At 35.4% G+C, this 15706-nt stretch carries 13 protein-coding genes; 11 read left to right on the forward strand and 2 right to left on the reverse strand.

From position 1 onward, the window contains the following. Positions 1–7: 7 nt before the first annotated feature. On the reverse strand, positions 8–538 hold the full coding sequence (locus tag CIG1485E_RS03590; RefSeq protein ID WP_038453771.1) for an OsmC family protein: 531 nt from the start codon (positions 536–538) through the stop codon (positions 8–10). A gap of 189 nt (positions 539–727) precedes the next feature. On the opposite strand from CIG1485E_RS03590, the gene CIG1485E_RS03595 reads away from it, so the two are divergent. The 11 genes from CIG1485E_RS03595 to glnA all read left to right on the forward strand — a co-directional run bounded on the left by CIG1485E_RS03595 (position 728) and on the right by glnA (position 15113). Beyond that, complete coding sequence (locus CIG1485E_RS03595; RefSeq protein WP_407637583.1) at positions 728–2932, forward strand: endonuclease MutS2; 2205 nt, start codon at positions 728–730, stop codon at positions 2930–2932. A 26-nt stretch (positions 2933–2958) separates the two neighbouring features. Further along, positions 2959–4422, forward strand: coding sequence for an EAL domain-containing protein (locus CIG1485E_RS03600; protein ID WP_051870910.1), 1464 nt, complete (start codon positions 2959–2961; stop codon positions 4420–4422). Positions 4423–4435: 13 nt separating this feature from the next. Then, the gene (locus CIG1485E_RS03605) at positions 4436–5035 is read left to right on the forward strand and encodes a LysE family translocator (protein ID WP_038453775.1); all 600 of its coding nucleotides are present in this window, start codon (positions 4436–4438) and stop codon (positions 5033–5035) included. A gap of 2 nt (positions 5036–5037) precedes the next feature. Then, positions 5038–6135 carry a succinyl-diaminopimelate desuccinylase gene (gene dapE / locus CIG1485E_RS03610; RefSeq protein WP_038453777.1) on the forward strand — a complete coding sequence of 366 codons (1098 nt, stop codon included), beginning with the start codon at positions 5038–5040 and terminating at the stop codon, positions 6133–6135. Between the two features lie 82 nt (positions 6136–6217). Further along, on the forward strand, positions 6218–7570 hold the full coding sequence (locus CIG1485E_RS03615; RefSeq protein WP_038453778.1) for an FAD-dependent oxidoreductase: 1353 nt from the start codon (positions 6218–6220) through the stop codon (positions 7568–7570). A gap of 2 nt (positions 7571–7572) precedes the next feature. Beyond that, entirely contained in the window at positions 7573–8280 is a 708-nt protein-coding gene (locus tag CIG1485E_RS03620) for a class I SAM-dependent DNA methyltransferase (RefSeq protein WP_197408336.1), read from the forward strand. A gap of 57 nt (positions 8281–8337) precedes the next feature. Then, positions 8338–9786, forward strand: a complete 1449-nt coding sequence (gene pyk, locus CIG1485E_RS03625) for a pyruvate kinase (RefSeq protein WP_038455557.1) — start codon at positions 8338–8340, stop codon at positions 9784–9786. A gap of 11 nt (positions 9787–9797) precedes the next feature. Then, the gene (locus CIG1485E_RS03630) at positions 9798–11021 is read left to right on the forward strand and encodes a M16 family metallopeptidase (protein ID WP_038453782.1); all 1224 of its coding nucleotides are present in this window, start codon (positions 9798–9800) and stop codon (positions 11019–11021) included. Further along, positions 11011–12822 (forward strand): ATP-dependent DNA helicase RecG, encoded by a 1812-nt coding sequence (gene recG / locus CIG1485E_RS03635; RefSeq protein WP_038453784.1) that lies wholly within the window; start codon positions 11011–11013, stop codon positions 12820–12822. Before CIG1485E_RS03630 ends, recG begins: the two co-directional genes overlap by 11 nt. Continuing rightward, positions 12819–13598, forward strand: a complete 780-nt coding sequence (locus tag CIG1485E_RS03640; protein ID WP_038453787.1) for a histidinol-phosphatase — start codon at positions 12819–12821, stop codon at positions 13596–13598. The genes recG and CIG1485E_RS03640 overlap by 4 nt, the downstream gene beginning before the upstream one ends. Positions 13599–13685: 87 nt before the next feature. Further along, positions 13686–15113 carry a type I glutamate--ammonia ligase gene (gene glnA / locus CIG1485E_RS03645; protein ID WP_038453789.1) on the forward strand — a complete coding sequence of 476 codons (1428 nt, stop codon included), beginning with the start codon at positions 13686–13688 and terminating at the stop codon, positions 15111–15113. 46 nt (positions 15114–15159) lie between these two features. On the opposite strand, the gene CIG1485E_RS03650 is transcribed toward glnA, so the two are convergent. Continuing rightward, on the reverse strand, positions 15160–15633 hold the full coding sequence (locus tag CIG1485E_RS03650) for a hypothetical protein (RefSeq protein ID WP_038453791.1): 474 nt from the start codon (positions 15631–15633) through the stop codon (positions 15160–15162). Between the last annotated feature and the right edge of the window lie 73 nt (positions 15634–15706).

Here is a 15706-nt window from a genome sequence, read left to right on the forward strand (position 1 = left end):
AACTTTATTATTTAACTTCTAAATTTACATTTCTAAGCAGAGTATTTGCCACAGGCGAATACTTAAGTGCGTGAGCGACAAGTGCGTCGTTTGTGCTCTTTTGGGCGTTGCTTTGTAAATCAACTTTTACTCTAACATCAGTAAATCCAAGTGGTTTTTCGCCAAGATCTCCTGTGCCCCAAACCGCAGTTATATTTAGGTCGCCCTCAAGCTCTACTTCAAGCTTTGTGATGACTATATTTTGTGCGATTGCGTTTGCGTGGATGCCTACAGCTATACAACTTCCAAGGGCTGCTAAAACTGCTTCGCTAGGATTTGGTGCGGTGTCTTCTCCAAGCAAAGTAGGCGGCTCATCTACTATGTATGCAGGCAGGGTTCTTATGTAGTTTGCGTGACGAAACTTACCTTCAGCGACAGTGCGACATTTAAGCGTTTTTATGACATCTGGATTTTGCTTTCCAGCTTTGATGAGGGCTTCAAGACCAGCCTTGTCAATAGGGTCAAGTCTTGTACAAGAATTGATAGCGCAATTTGCCATTTTGTGTCCTTTATAAAATATATTTAAAAGATATGTTATTTCTTTTAGTTCGGTAATTATAACGATAAAATAGTAATCTGTCAATATTTAGTTATATAGTATATTATTGTAGTGATATATAAAGCTTGCAATAGATAAAATCTTTTATAAGAATTGTTATGATAAAATTGACAAAAATTTTGAAAGCACATTTTGAAAGAATTATTTAGAAAACTAGACCTTAATGAATATTTGGATAAATTTAACTCATTTTTAGCTAGAGAGAAGCCGCTTTTTTTAAGTGGTGATAGCAAAGTCAATCATGAAAAGATAACCGAAATCTCAAAACTAGATATCAAAGCTCCAACTAGCGTGGCAAATTTAGACGACGCACTAGCAAGACTATCTAAACAAGCTGTTTTGCATATAAGTGAGATTTATGAATTTAGTAAAATTATAAGCTATTTTGTATATCTTAAATCGCTTAAATTTGATCAAGTTATGCAAAATTACCTTGAAAAAATAATCCTACCTGATCAAATTCAAGAAATAGTGAATTATTTTGACAAAGACGGCGAGTTTAAGCAAAGCGTAGATGAGAGACTTGTAGCGATAAATGACGCTTATAAACACAAAAAAGATGAGATCGCTAGTGAGCTAAAACGCCTTATTTACTCAAAAAGCATAACTCCATATCTAGTCGATACGCAAATCCACTTTATAAATGACAACGAAGCTATTTTGGTGCGTGGAGGGTTTAATCACGTATTAAAAGGTAGCGTCATAGCAAGAAGTAGTGGCGGGTATTTTTACGTAGTTCCTAGCTCTATTTTGAAGCTAAAAAGCGAACAAACAGACTTGCTAGATAAAAAAGAAGAGATAATCTATGAATATTCTAAAAAAATAAGTCAAATTTTCACTAAAAATTTGATGTTTTTGAAGTTTATAAATCAAGCATTTGATCACGTAGATGCCCTTATAGCAAGGGTTTTAATGGCTAAATTTGGGGATTTAAATTTCGTCCTAGCTGATAGCAACAAAGATATTATCCTAAATGAGTTCGCCCACCCAGCACTCAAAAATCCAAAAAGAGTAAGCGTAGAGTTTCGCGCTAAAGTTTTACTCATAACTGGCGTAAATGCTGGCGGTAAAAGTATGCTTTTAAAAAGTATTTTAAGTGCCGCACTTCTAGCAAAATACCTTCTTCCAATGAGTATAAACTCAAGCAAAAGCAAAATAGGTACGTTTAAAGAATTTGATACCATCATAGAAGATCCCCAAAATGTCAAAAACGATATATCTACATTTGCTGGTAGAATGCTTCATTTCTCAAAGCTTTTTGGCAAAAAATCTATCTTAATCGGAGTTGATGAAATAGAGCTTGGAACTGATTTTGAAGAAGCAGCAAGCTTGTATAGTGTCATCATAAATAAGCTTTTAAATAACGATATAAAAATGGTTATTACTACTCACCACAAACGCCTAGCGATGTTGCTAGCTAAAAATAGCGATGTAGAGCTGGTGGCTGCATTGTATGATGAGGCAAACTCACGTCCGAAATATGAGTTTTTGGCTGGAATTATCGGCAAATCTTACGCATTTGAAACAGCTGCTAGATATGGAATAACTCCAAATTTAGTAGCATTAGCCAAAGAAGCGTATGGCGAAGATAAAGAAAATCTAAATGAAGCCATAAGCAAGGCGATAAATTTAGAAATGGAGCTAAAGCTAAAGCTAAATGAAACAAATGCTAAAGAAGAGAAGCTAAACTCACTTCTTGAAAGTCTAAAAGATCAAAAAGAAAAGGCTGATTTGGAGCTAAGAGCGACGTTAAATAAGCTAGAAGTTGAGTATTACAAAGCAATCAGTGAAGCAAAAAGAGGCATAAAACTCCATGATACAAAGGACAAGCAAAGAAGCGTAAATAGGGCAAATGAAATCCTAAATGCCATACCAAAACCTGAATTAATGTCCCAAATCCCAGACTTTAAAGTAGGTGATAAGGTAAAATATGAGAAAATAAAAGGCGAAATAATCAGCTTAAACAAAAATGAAGCGACCTTGCTAAGTGACGGAATGAGGCTAAGGGTTCCTATAAAGCTTCTTAAAAGAAGTGGAAATCAGCCTGTAATTCAAGAAAAAAAGGTAAATATAAAGGTTTCAAAACCAGCCCAAGCTAGTGTTGTTTTAGATCTTCATGGACTTAGAGCAGAAGAGGCTATAACAAGGCTTGATAAATTTATCTCAGATAGTCTTGTAATGGGCTTTGATGAGGTTTTAGTAAAGCATGGCATCGGCACTGGAAAGCTAGCTTACGCTGTAAAAGAGTTTTTGAAATCACACCCAAGCGTGAAAAGCTTTAGCGACGGAACCCCTAGCGAAGGTGGTTTTGGCTCAAAAGTCGTTAAGCTTTGATATTTTATTAAATTTAAAGGTAGGTTATGGATTATAAGATTGGATTTAAAAATATAATATTTCTATTTTTTGCTATAAATTTAGTTATTTTGGCATTTTGGTTTGCGTTTGATTATGGAGCTCAAAATGGATATATTCTTCCTGTTGTTTCTAGTATAGTTTTATCTATTTTGATAATTTCATTTATACTTGTTTATCATAAAAAATTTATTAACAAAATAGAAAAAATGCAAGAGGATTTAAAGATAGCAAATAATGGTCTGAATAACTTTTTATACCATGATACACTGACAAATTTACCAAATAGATTTTCTCTTGAAAAAGATATAAAAAATATCAGCAACCCAAAGATTTTTGTTATTAGAATTGATGATTATATCAACATTTTAAGCTATTATGGCAAAAAGTGCTACAACGATATTTTGATAGTTTTTGCAAAAGCCATACAAGAATTTGGCAAGCAAAACGATATGGCTACATATAAAATTTCAGAAAATAAATTTGCACTTTTGCAAGATAGTGATCTGTTTTTTGATGATTATGAGATTATTGCTAGAGAAATTGTGGCTAAATTTAAAGGTTTTAACGTAGCTATGTCTAGCGATGATAAAAAAGTCGATGCTGAGATAAGCTGCACTATTGGATTTTGTATAGAAAAAGAAGATACTTTAAATAAAGCAATAATCGCTCTAAATGAAGCTTCTTTGGTGAATAAAGACTTTTTATGCTACTTTGAAAATATAAGCGATATTCACAAGTATAAAACAAGGGTCGAGCACGCTACAATGATACAAAATGCGATTTTGGATAACAAAGTCGTGCCGTATTATCAAGCTATATTTGACAAAGATAAAAACGTCATAAAATATGAATCGCTAGTCAGAATCATCAGCGATAAGCATGGAATCATACTTCCAGGTATATTTTTAAAAGATTCAAAGCATATAAAAAGATACACCAAAATAGAAAAAATACTTATAGAAAAAAGTATGATGAATGTTAAAAACAATCCAAATGTAACGGTTTCTATAAATTTAAATATCAGAGATATGACTGATGGCGATGTGAGTGCTTTTGTCATAGACAAATTGCATAAATTGCAAATCGGCAACCAAATCATATTTGAGATTTTAGAAGATGAAAAAATGCTTGATTCTCAAAGAGTGGATCTGTTTTTAGATAAGGTTCGCAAAATGGGTGTCAAAATAGCCATAGATGATTTTGGTAGTGGATATAGCAACTTCTCTTATCTGCTTAAAATCCAGCCTGATTATCTAAAAATAGATGGCTCAATCGTAAAAAATATAGATACAGATGAAAAATCTTACGCAATAGTAAGAGCTATAGTCGCTTTTGCTAAAGAGTTAAATATCAAAACAATAGCAGAATACGTGCATTCAAAAGAGGTATTTGATAAATGCGTCCAGATCGGCGTAGATGAGTTTCAAGGCTTCTATCTTAGTGAGCCAAAAGATAAATTTTTAGATTAAATTTGGAGTATTTATGGAATCATTTATTCAAGGACTGTTTTTTGGGTGGGGTGCTGCTGTGCCAATAGGCCCTGTAAATGTGCTGATAATGTCGTATGCGCTTAGGTCATATAAGCTTGGAGCTGCGATTGGGCTTGGAGCTATGAGCACTGATGTTTTTTATCTGCTTCTTATGAGTTTTGGCGTTTTATCTGTTTTGAATATTCCTATTTTGTTTAATATTTTAGCGATTTTTGGTTCGATATTTTTGCTTTATATAGCTTATTTGACTTACAAAAGTGCTGATAATATGATAACTCAGAGTTCAAATTTGAGCCAAAATTCGTTTGTTGGTTGCTTCGTAAAAGGTATGCTTTTAAATTTAGTAAATCCTTATGTGATAGGATTTTGGCTTTCAGTCTCAAGCTTCACAGCTAAGACAAGTAGCGTGTGGCTTAGTCTTGCTGGGCTTACCCTTGCTATTGCTATTTGGATACTTGGGCTTCCTTTTGGCGTGGCTAAATCAAAACGCTTCATTTCACAAAATGTGGCTAAATGGTTTGCTTATATCTCTGCTGTATTAATGGCTATTTTTGCCATTATGTTACTTTTTAACACATTCATAAAGGCTTAAATTTGGAAGTTGTAGATATTTTAACCGAGCTTTTGAAATTTAAAAGCATAACTCCAGATGATGATGGAGCGATGAACTATATAGATATGTTTATGGATGGCTTTGAGGCTGAATTTTTGGAGATTAATGGGGTTAAAAACCTAATACTTACAAAAAAATTTGGCGATGGAGCTCATCTTTGTTTTGCTGGACACATTGACGTTGTTCCAGCAGGCGTTGGCTGGGAGAGTGATCCGTTTGAGCCTATTCAAAAAGATGGATATATCTATGCCCGTGGCTCTCAAGATATGAAAAGCGGAGTTGCAGCATTTTTATGTGCTTGTAAAGATGCTAGCGATTTTAAAGGAACTCTTAGCATAATTTTGACAAGCGATGAAGAGGGCGATGGGATATATGGCACTCTTGAAGCACTTAAATTTTTGGAGCAAAAAGGCTCATTGCCTGATTTTGCTGTGGTTGCTGAGCCTACTTGCACGGCTAAATTTGGTGATGCGATAAAAGTGGGTCGTAGAGGCTCGATAAATGGAGTTATCAATATCAAAGGCAGACAAGGACACGCAGCATATCCAGAAAAATGTGTAAATCCAGCTCATCAGTTAGCTAGCGTATTTAGCGACTTTGCTGGATACAATCTTGATAGTGGAAGCAAGTATTTTAAAGAAAGCAAGATAGTCATAACTGACATTCGTGGCGGCATGGAAGTCACAAACGTAACCCCTGCAAATGTAAAAATTATGTTTAATGTTAGAAACTCAGATTTAAGTGATTACGAAGATGTAAAAAGATACACTGAGTATGTTTTTCATGGGTTTGATTATGAGTTAAGCTTAAAGCAAGGCTCAAAGCCATTTTTGACAGATGAAAACTCAAAAATAGTCTCTCTTATGAGGCAAAGCATAGAAAAAATTTCTGGTGTAAGCCCAGAGCTTAGCACAAGTGGCGGGACTAGCGATGCGAGGTATTTTGCTCAGTTTGGAGTGCCAGTTGTGGAGTTTGGCGTCATAAATGATAGAATTCATGCGATAAATGAAAGAGTTTGTATAAAAGAGGTGGAAGATCTATATCTTGTATTTAAGGAGCTTATAGAGAATTTTTATTAAAAAGTTTTAATTATGTTTTTTTAAACTAATTTAAATAAAATTGATATATACTAACAAAATTACAAATTTAGGAGTAATAAATATGAAAGAAAAGCATTATCAAGTAGCCGTGATCGGTGGTGGTATAAGTGGAGCAGCATTGCTTTATGAACTAGCCAGATATACAGACATAGATAGCATGGTCTTACTTGAAAAATACGGTGGTCTTGCTACTTTAAACTCAAAAGGAACCGCAAACTCTCAAACAGTGCATTGTGGTGATATAGAGACAAACTATACATTCGAAAAAGCTTCTAAAGTCAAAAAAACCGCAGATATGGTTGTAAAATACGGCTTGCAACACGGCTATCAAGATAAATATATGTTTGATGGTCAAAAAATGGCAATCGGCGTTGGGGATGTTGAGGTTGAATATATCAAAAAACGTTACGAGGAATTTAAGGTTTTATACCCTTATATAGAGTTTTATGATAAAGAAGAATTAGCCAAAATAGAGCCAAAAATCATATATGATGAAAATGGCAATAAAAGAAGCGAAGATGTAGTTGGTATGGGTGTTAAAAGCGGCGTATATACTACTGTTGATTTTGGAGCTTTTACAAGCACTTTTGTTGATAATGCTAGAAAAGAAGGAAAAGAGTGCGACGTATATCTAAATAGCGAAGTTATAGATATAAACCAAATCGGAGATAAATTTTTTATAAGTACAAAAAATGGGCTTTCTATTAGTGCTGATTTTGTTGTAGTTGATGCTGGTGCTCACTCACTATTTTTAGCTCATAGAATGGGATATGGTCTTGATTATGGTTGTTTGCCAATGGCTGGAAGCTTCTATCTGACTAAACAAAAACTCCTAAATGGTAAAGTTTATATGGTTCAAAATCCAAAACTTCCATTTGCTGCGTTGCATGGCGATCCAGATATTTTAGCTGGTGGCTGTACTCGTTTTGGCCCGACTGCGCTTGCTATGCCAAAGCTAGAGAGATACCACGGAACCTATAGAAGCTTTATGGATTTTTGTAAAACATTGAATTTCGACGGCGATATAGTTAGTATTTTTTGGGATTTACTAAAAGATAGCGAGATTAGAAATTACGTATTTAGAAACTTTATGTTTGAAGTACCTTACCTAAATAAAAAATTATTTGTAAAAGATGCAAGAAAGATAGTTCCTGGCTTGCAAGTTAGTGATATATATTATGCTAAAGGCTTTGGTGGTGTCCGCCCACAAGTCCTAAACAAAACAGAGAAAAAGCTAATGCTTGGTGAGGCTAGCATAAATACTGGCAAAGGCGTTATATTTAATATGACTCCAAGTCCTGGTGCTACAAGCTGTCTTGGAAATGCACTAAGAGATGTTAAAGAAATTTGCTCATATTTGGGTAAAACATTTAACGAAGAGAAATTTAACGAAGAGTTGGTAGGCAAAGAATAATCTTGAATACTTACGAAGATAGTTTGGATTTTTACGCTAGAATTGAGCCTTTATTTGGATTTTATGAAGCTTATGATGAACTTTATAGAGTTTATCTAAAAGAGATAAACAGACTTTTTAAGGGCAGTCAAGCAGATCTAAAGGCTCTTGATTTTGGCTGTGGAAATGGTAAATTTACCTCCTTGCTATCTTTAAATTTTGATATTTTAGGGCTAGATAAAAGCCCTAAAATGTGCGAGATCTGTGCGTCAAAAGGCATAAAATCCACTACATTAAATTTAAACGAGATAAAAGATAAATTTGATCTCATAACCGCAGTTAGCGATGTTTTAAACTACTTAAATCCAAATGAGCTTGCAGACTTTTTTACTGGGGCTTATGAGAGATTAAATCCAAATGGTTATTTGATTTTTGATCTAAATACCGAATTTGGCTTTGATAGCGTAGCTAGTGGGAGTTTGTACATACAAGATAATGAAAATGATTTGGTTGTGGATTCACTCTTTGAAAATGATGAACTAAAAACCAAATTTATGTATTTTGAAAAAATTGGCGACTTGTATAAGAAAAATGAGTTTCAAATCACTCAACATTACCACGATTTTAAAAACAAAAATACAAATTTAAAACAGATAAAAAAACTCAGCATAAAACTTTTTAGTGATTCTTTGGCTGATAAAAATATTTATATTCTTCAAAAGATATTTTAGTAACCAAATTGTTATTGAAATAAGCTATAATTCCAGAAAAAATAAGGAGAATTTATGATAAATAAAAGAACAAAAATAGTAGCGACAGTAGGTCCAGCAAGCGATAGCGTAGAAACCATAGAAGCTTTGGCAAGAGAAGGTGTAAATGTATTTAGACTAAATTTCTCACACGGAAGCCATGAATATCATAAATCAACACTAGACAAAGTAAGGCAAGTAGAAGAAAAAATCGGCTTTAGACTTGGAGTTTTGCAAGATATTTGCGGTCCAAAGATTAGAGTTGGTAAGCTTGAAGAGCCTTTTGAGCTAAAAGCTGGAGATAAGCTAACAGTAGTAAAAGGCGATATAATAGGCGCCAAAGTATCCACAAATGAGTACAAACTTAGCATAAATCACCCTGAAATCACCTCTCTTATAAAAGCTGGAGAGTATATTTATCTTTATGATGGCATGATAAGAGCAAAAGTAGTTAGCGTAAGCAATGATGAGATTGTAACGAATATCGAAAATGACGGAGTTTTGAACTCAAACAAAGGCGTAAATTTCCCAAATACAAAGCTAAATATCGATGTAATTACTCAAAAAGATAAAAATGACCTAGAATGGGGCGCTAAAAACGGCGTGGATTTTGTGGCTGTAAGCTTCGTACAAAATGCAAAAGATATTTTAAGAGCCAAAGAACTTATAGGCGAGTTTGGCGGACACGCAAGAGTATTTGCTAAAATAGAAAAATTTGACGCCGTTGAAAACATAGATGAGATAATACTTGCAAGCGATGGTATTATGGTAGCACGTGGAGATCTTGGCATAGAAGTACCATATTATAAAGTCCCAACAATGCAAAAAAGCATTATCAAAAAAGCAAACGAAGCAAACAAACCAGTAATAACCGCTACTCAAATGATGCTTTCAATGGCGAAAAACGAAAGTGCTACAAGAGCTGAGATAAGTGACGTGGCAAACGCTGTTTTAGACGGAACTGACGCTGTTATGCTAAGCGAAGAAAGTGCTGTAGGTATCAATCCAGTAGCAGTGGTAAAAGCCATGAGTGCGACGATTGCTGAAAGTGAAAAAATATACCCTTATGGTAAATTTGATGAGTTTAAATTTGAAGATGAGACCGATATGGTGGCAAGTTCTACTTCAAGGCTGGCTACTAGAATAGGGGCTTGCGCTATTATTTCTATCACTAGCTCAGGACAAAGCGCTGTAAAAATGGCTAGAAATAGACCAAATATGGATATTTTAGCAGTTACTCACGATGAAGAGACTGCTAGAAGTCTTACTATAGTTTGGGGTGTGAAACCTTGCCTTGTCACTCAAAAAAGCAGGCTCAACATTCTTCTTGCAAATACAATACAAGGGCTTTATAAATCTGGACGCATAAATGATGCTTGCACTTATATCATGACTGCTGGATACCCAACAGGCGCTAAAGGCAGCACAAACTTTATAAGAATACTTAAAAAAGATCAGATAGATTACTATCTTGACGCAGCTATTTGATAGGAGATGAGTTGGAGAGATTAGACGCCCTTATAAAAGGCATAAATGTACCAGTGATCTATGAAAAAAGCTCAAATTTGCCTATAGTTTATTTGAAACTTGTTTTCAAAGTAGCTGGCGTGGGTCAAGAGAGCGTGGCTGGCTTAGCAAAGCTTAGCACGGCGCTTCTAAACGAAGGAACCAAAAAGCTTGGGGTGAATGAGTTTAGCTCCAAGCTAGAAATTAGAGCCATAGATATAAACGCAGAGTGTGGATTTGAGACTTTTAGCATTGAGATAAACTGCTTAAAAGAGCATTTTGATTTTGCGCAAAATATGCTAAAAGATCTGCTAAAAGATCCAAATTTAACCAAATCCACCTTAGACAAGCTAAAAACCCAAGCTCTTGGCATAATAGCAGCAAACAAAACAGACTTTGATTATCAAGCAAAAATAGCCTTAAATAAAATCCTTTTTGATGGTTCAAATTTAGCTTACGCATCAATAGGAACAAAACAAAGCTTAGAAAATATAAGCCTAAGCGATGTTAAAAAATTTCTAAAAGAAAATCTTGATATATCAAATTTATTTATAGTTTTAGGTGGAGATGTGGAGCCTAGCGAGGTTAAATTTAGTGCTATTTTAGACTCTTTAGAAGTTGGCAAACCAAGAGAGCTAGAGCCAGTAAAAACCAGCGATATTTGCAAAAAAGAGTTTATAAAAGAGCAAACCGAACAAGCTTATATATATTTTGGCGCTCCATTTAATGTAAAAAAAGATGAAAGATACCTTGCAAATGTATCTGCCTTTATCCTTGGAAGCAGCGGGTTTGGTAGCAGACTTATGGAAGAAATTCGCGTCAAAAGAGGGCTTGCTTACAGTGTTTATGCTAAAAATAATATAAGCTTGTCGCACAGTAGCTTTGAAGGCTATATGCAAACAAAAAACGAAAGCAAAGATGAAGCAATAGAGCTTATCATAAGCGAGTTTGATAAATTTATCAAAGACGGCGTAACTCAAAAAGAGTTAGATGCAGCCAAAAACTTTTTGCTTGGTAGTGAGCCACTTTCTAAAGAGACGCTATTTAAACGCCTAGCCATAGCTCAAAATGAGTATTATTCAGGCTTTGAGCTTGGTGAGTTTGACGCAAATTTAAAAAAGATAAAAGAGCTAAAACTTGATGATTTAAATAAATTTATCAAGGCACACACAGAGATTTTAAAGCAGTCTTTTGCAGTAATTTATAATGAAATTTGAGCCAAAAGATGCAAAAGAGTTAAGAGAAGCTGGAATAATCTCGCTTCTTGATTTGGCTCTTGTCTTGCCTAAAAGCTATGATGATCTAAGCATAAAAGATGAGCCAAACGAGGGCGAAAATAGCGTCCTAATCGAGACTAAATTTAGCCGTAGAAATGGCTCAATGCTTAGCGTTCATGCTTTTTGTATCACTTGGAACTGCGAAATCAGACTTATTATTTTCAATGCAAAACCATGGCATTACGCTACTTTTAAAAGTGGCAAAACCATATATATTCATGCAAAATCCAGCTTTAGCTATGGCTCTTGGCAGTTTGTAAATCCTCAAGTTGTCACAAAAATCGGAGAGATAATCCCACGCTATAAAACCGAGCTACAAGATGCAAAACTAGCAAAATTTATCAAAAAATATCTAAATTTACAAAACTTACTTGATGAGGGGCTAAATGAGAACGAAGCAAAGGAGCTTTTGAGCGTTCATGAAAACAGCTCAAAAAGCGTGCAAATAATTGCAAATTTGCAAGGCTATCCTAATTTGCTTAATGTACTTAAATTTGTTGAAATTTATAATTATATGAAAAAACTTAGCTCCAAAAAAGTGGATTTCCCAAGCTCGCAAACCCAAATTTATGATATAAAAAACTGGCTTAGCTCACTTCCTTTTACACCTACAAACGACCAAATAAACGCCCTAAATGATATCAAAAACGACCTTTTGTCGCCAAAAGCAGCAAAAAGAGTAGTGATGGGCGATGTAGGCAGCGGCAAAACTCTAATCATACTTGGCTCAGCTCTTATGATATATCCTAAAACTGCGATTTTAATGGCACCTACTAGCATTTTAGCAGAGCAAATTTATAACGAAGCAAAAAGGCTAATGCCAGAGTTTTACAATGTAATGCTTGTCAAAAAAGGCTCAAAAAATCTTGATTTTAGTAGTGTAAATTTGATAATCGGCACCCACGTTTTACTCTATCAAGAGCTTCCAAAAAGCCCGCTTGTAATGGTCGATGAGCAGCATAGATTTGGCTCAAATCAACGCCAAAAAATAGATGAGCTAACTCGTGATGGCGGGTTAAAGGCAAACTTTTTGCAGTTTAGTGCCACGCCAATTCCTCGCACTCTAAGCCTTATTGAATCCCAGCTAGTTAGCTTTAGTTTTTTAAAACAAATCCCTTACGTCAAGCATATCCACACTCAAATTTTACAAAATGACGGATTTATTCAGCTTTTAGAACATATAAAAAGTGAGATTAGTAAAAATCATCAAGTTATCATAGTCTATCCTTTGGTCGAAGAAAGCGGCGTTATGCACTATCAAAGTATCAACGAAGCCACGCCATTTTGGCAAGAAAGATTTGAAAAAGTATATGTGACGCATGGAAAAGATAGGCAAAAAGAGGAGATTTTGAGGGAGTTTAGAGATAATGGAAATCTACTTCTTACGACAACTGTTGTCGAAGTGGGGATTTCGCTTCCACGCCTTAGCACGATAGTCATCGTAGGAGCTGAAATGCTTGGACTTGCCACGCTTCATCAGCTGCGAGGAAGAGTAGGCAGAAACGGTGGCGAGGGCTGGTGCTACATATACACAAAGCTCAAAAATCCACCGTCAAGACTAAAAGAGTTTGCTTCTACATTAGACGGTTTTGTGGTCGCAAAGCTTGATCTCAAAAACCGTCAAGCTGGAGACGTGCTAGATGGCACACTTCAACACGGCGCTACTTTTAGCTATTATAACATGGAAGAAGAAATAACCCAGCTTGCAAAAAATAGATTAGAAAATAAGGAAAAACAGTGAAAATAGACTTGCACAATCACACAACACTTTGTAATCACGCTGAGGGCTCACCGCTTCAGTATGCTGGGAAAGCTTATGAAATGGGGTGTAAATTTTATGGATTTAGTGATCATAATCCTATGAAATTTGATGAAAAATACAGAATGAAATTTGAAGAGATGAGCCTTTATAAATCGATGATAGATGAAGTTCGCTCCCAGTTTAGCGGCAAAATGGAAGTTTTGTTTGGCTATGAGGTGGATTTTTTGCCAGGATTTATGGATGAGCGAGTTTTGGGTGCTAAATGCGACCATTTGATAGGCTCGGTGCATTTTTTAAATGGTTGGGGATTTGACAATCCTGAGTTCATAGGCGGATACAAAAATAAAGATATAGATCAAATTTGGAGTGAATATTTTGAGGCGATAACAGCTCTTGCAAAGTGTGGTAAATTTGACATTGTGGGGCATATTGATCTTATAAAAGTGTTTAATTTCAAGCCAAAAAAAGATATGAAAATCCTCGCAACTCCAGCCTTGCAAGCTATAAAAAGGGCAAATTTAGTCATCGAGCTAAATAGCGCTGGATTTAGAAAGCCAGTTGGAGAGCTTTATCCTGGAGATGAGATTTTGGGGCTTATGGCTGAGCTTGAAATCCCAATAACATTTTCAAGCGATGCTCACAGCGTAGAACAAGTCGGTCAAAATATGGAAAAAACAGTGCAAAAAGCTATAGAATTTGGCTATAAAAAAGCTGCAATTTTCAAAAATCGTGACAGAGAAATGATAGAAATTTAAAAAAGACTATAATTTTAATATAAAACTAAGCTTAAATATGTAAATTTATGGTATAATTCTCAAAATCTAAATTTACAGGAGAAAACAATGGGTAAATTCGTAAATAATGTTAAAGAGTTTTTCGAATATTGCGAAGCAAACGAAGTCAAATTCGTAGATTTTCGCTTTACTGATTTAAAGGGAACTTGGCACCATGTTTCATACAATATAAAAGCTATTAGTGAAGATTCTTTTGAGGGACTTCCATTTGATGGTAGCTCAATAGAAGCTTGGCAGCCGATTCACAAATCAGATATGATGCTAAAACCAGATGTCGCAACAGCGTTTTTAGATCCATTTACTGCTGATACAACAATCATTGTTATATGTGATGTTTATGACATATACAAGGGTGAATTATACGAAAAATGTCCAAGAAGCATAGCTAAAAAAGCATCAAAATTCCTTAGAGAGAGCGGAATAGGCGACGTGGCATATTTCGGACCTGAAAATGAGTTTTTTGTATTTGATAATGTCAAAATCATCGATAAACAAAACTGTGCTATGTATGAAGTAGACACTGAAGAGGGCGAATGGAACGATGCTAAAGATTTTAGCGATGGATTCAACTCAGGTCACAGACCAAGAGCAAAAGGCGGATATTTTCCAGTTCAACCAGTAGATAGTATGGTTGATCTTAGAGCTGAGATGGTAAATGTGCTTGAGCAAGTTGGCTTGGAGTGTTTCGTGGTGCATCACGAAGTCGCGCAAGGTCAAGGCGAAATCGGTGTGAAATTTGGCACATTAGTCGAAGCCGCTGACAACGTGCAAATTTACAAATACGTAGTAAAAATGGTAGCTCACCTAAATGGCAAAACTGCTACATTTATGCCAAAACCACTTTATGGCGACAATGGTAGCGGTATGCACGTACACCAAAGTATCTGGAAAGATGGCAAAAACTTGTTTTACAAAGCTGGCGAATACGCAAATCTAAGTGATATAGCTCGCTGGTATATCGGTGGCGTGCTAAAACATGCTAGAAGTGTGGCTGCGTTTACAAACCCAAGTACAAATAGTTACAAAAGACTAATTCCAGGCTTTGAGGCACCAAGCATTCTTACTTACTCATGCCAAAACAGAAGCGCGAGTTGTCGTATTCCTTATGGTTCTGGTGAAAAGAGCGTTAGGGCTGAGTTTAGATTCCCAGACAGCACTGCTTGCCCGTATTTGGCATTTACTGCGATGCTTATGGCTGGACTTGATGGTATCAAAAACAAAATCGAGCCAGTTGGTCCGATGGATGAAGACTTGTTTGAGCTAACACTTGATGAGATTAGAGAGCGTGGTATCGAGCAGCTTCCTCATACTCTAAGAGGTAGCTTAGAAGCAGTTATTCGTGATAACAAATACTTAAATGGCGTCATGACTGATCTATTTATTGACACTTATCAACATATGAAATTTGAAACTCAAGTTTGGCCTTATGAGCAAAGACCAACTCCATTTGAGTTCAAGACCTGCTACTCTTGCTAGTTTGATTTTGGGGCGAATTTGCCCCAAAACTCTTTAAAATTTAATCTTACAATGCTGCTAAAATTGAGCTTAATGAGTTTTTGTTTTGCTCTCCACTAGCTTGTTTTTGCATTTGGCTTTGTTCGTTGAGCTGTTTGAGAAGCTCTTTTTTATAGTCTTCTAGCATTTTGTCTATAGTGGCTATGGCTTTTGTTTTTTCTTCTCCACTTAGACTATCAAGGTTGGCATTTTTTTCAAGCTCTTTTCTCTTTTCTTCGATTTTTTGCTCGATTTTTTCAAGATTGAAAGACATATAAAATGCTGAAGCGCCAAGCTCTCTTAGTTTCTCTCTAAATTTATCAACATCTAAATTTAGCAAACTTTCATCATTTGAGCTACTTGCTATGGTGGAGTTATTTTGTGTGGTTTGGGTATTTAGTCCAAAAGTCTCTAAAAACTTCTCGAACGCTTCTTCCTCTTCTTTCTTTTTTGCGCTACTAGTGCTAAGATTAAGCGAACTAGTGTCATTATTTACTAGCATTTTACTTCCTTTATTAGAATGCAAATTTACAAGCAAATTTTATTCCTTATCAAGGGTTTAAAAGCCAAATAAA

This window comes from Campylobacter iguaniorum (assembly GCF_000736415.1).
GTDB lineage: Bacteria > Campylobacterota > Campylobacteria > Campylobacterales > Campylobacteraceae > Campylobacter > Campylobacter iguaniorum.

Excerpts from the sequence above, each read along its gene's own strand:
- recG (WP_038453784.1), top strand. The coding sequence starts at position 11,011 with ATGAAATTTGAGCCAAAAGATGCAAAAGAGTTAAGAGAAGCTGGAATA.
- CIG1485E_RS03600 (WP_051870910.1), top strand. The coding sequence starts at position 2,959 with ATGGATTATAAGATTGGATTTAAAAATATAATATTTCTATTTTTTGCT.
- CIG1485E_RS03605 (WP_038453775.1), top strand. The coding sequence starts at position 4,436 with ATGGAATCATTTATTCAAGGACTGTTTTTTGGGTGGGGTGCTGCTGTG.
- CIG1485E_RS03650 (WP_038453791.1), bottom strand. The coding sequence starts at position 15,633 with ATGCTAGTAAATAATGACACTAGTTCGCTTAATCTTAGCACTAGTAGC.
- CIG1485E_RS03615 (WP_038453778.1), top strand. The coding sequence starts at position 6,218 with ATGAAAGAAAAGCATTATCAAGTAGCCGTGATCGGTGGTGGTATAAGT.
- CIG1485E_RS03590 (WP_038453771.1), bottom strand. The coding sequence starts at position 538 with ATGGCAAATTGCGCTATCAATTCTTGTACAAGACTTGACCCTATTGAC.
- glnA (WP_038453789.1), top strand. The coding sequence starts at position 13,686 with ATGGGTAAATTCGTAAATAATGTTAAAGAGTTTTTCGAATATTGCGAA.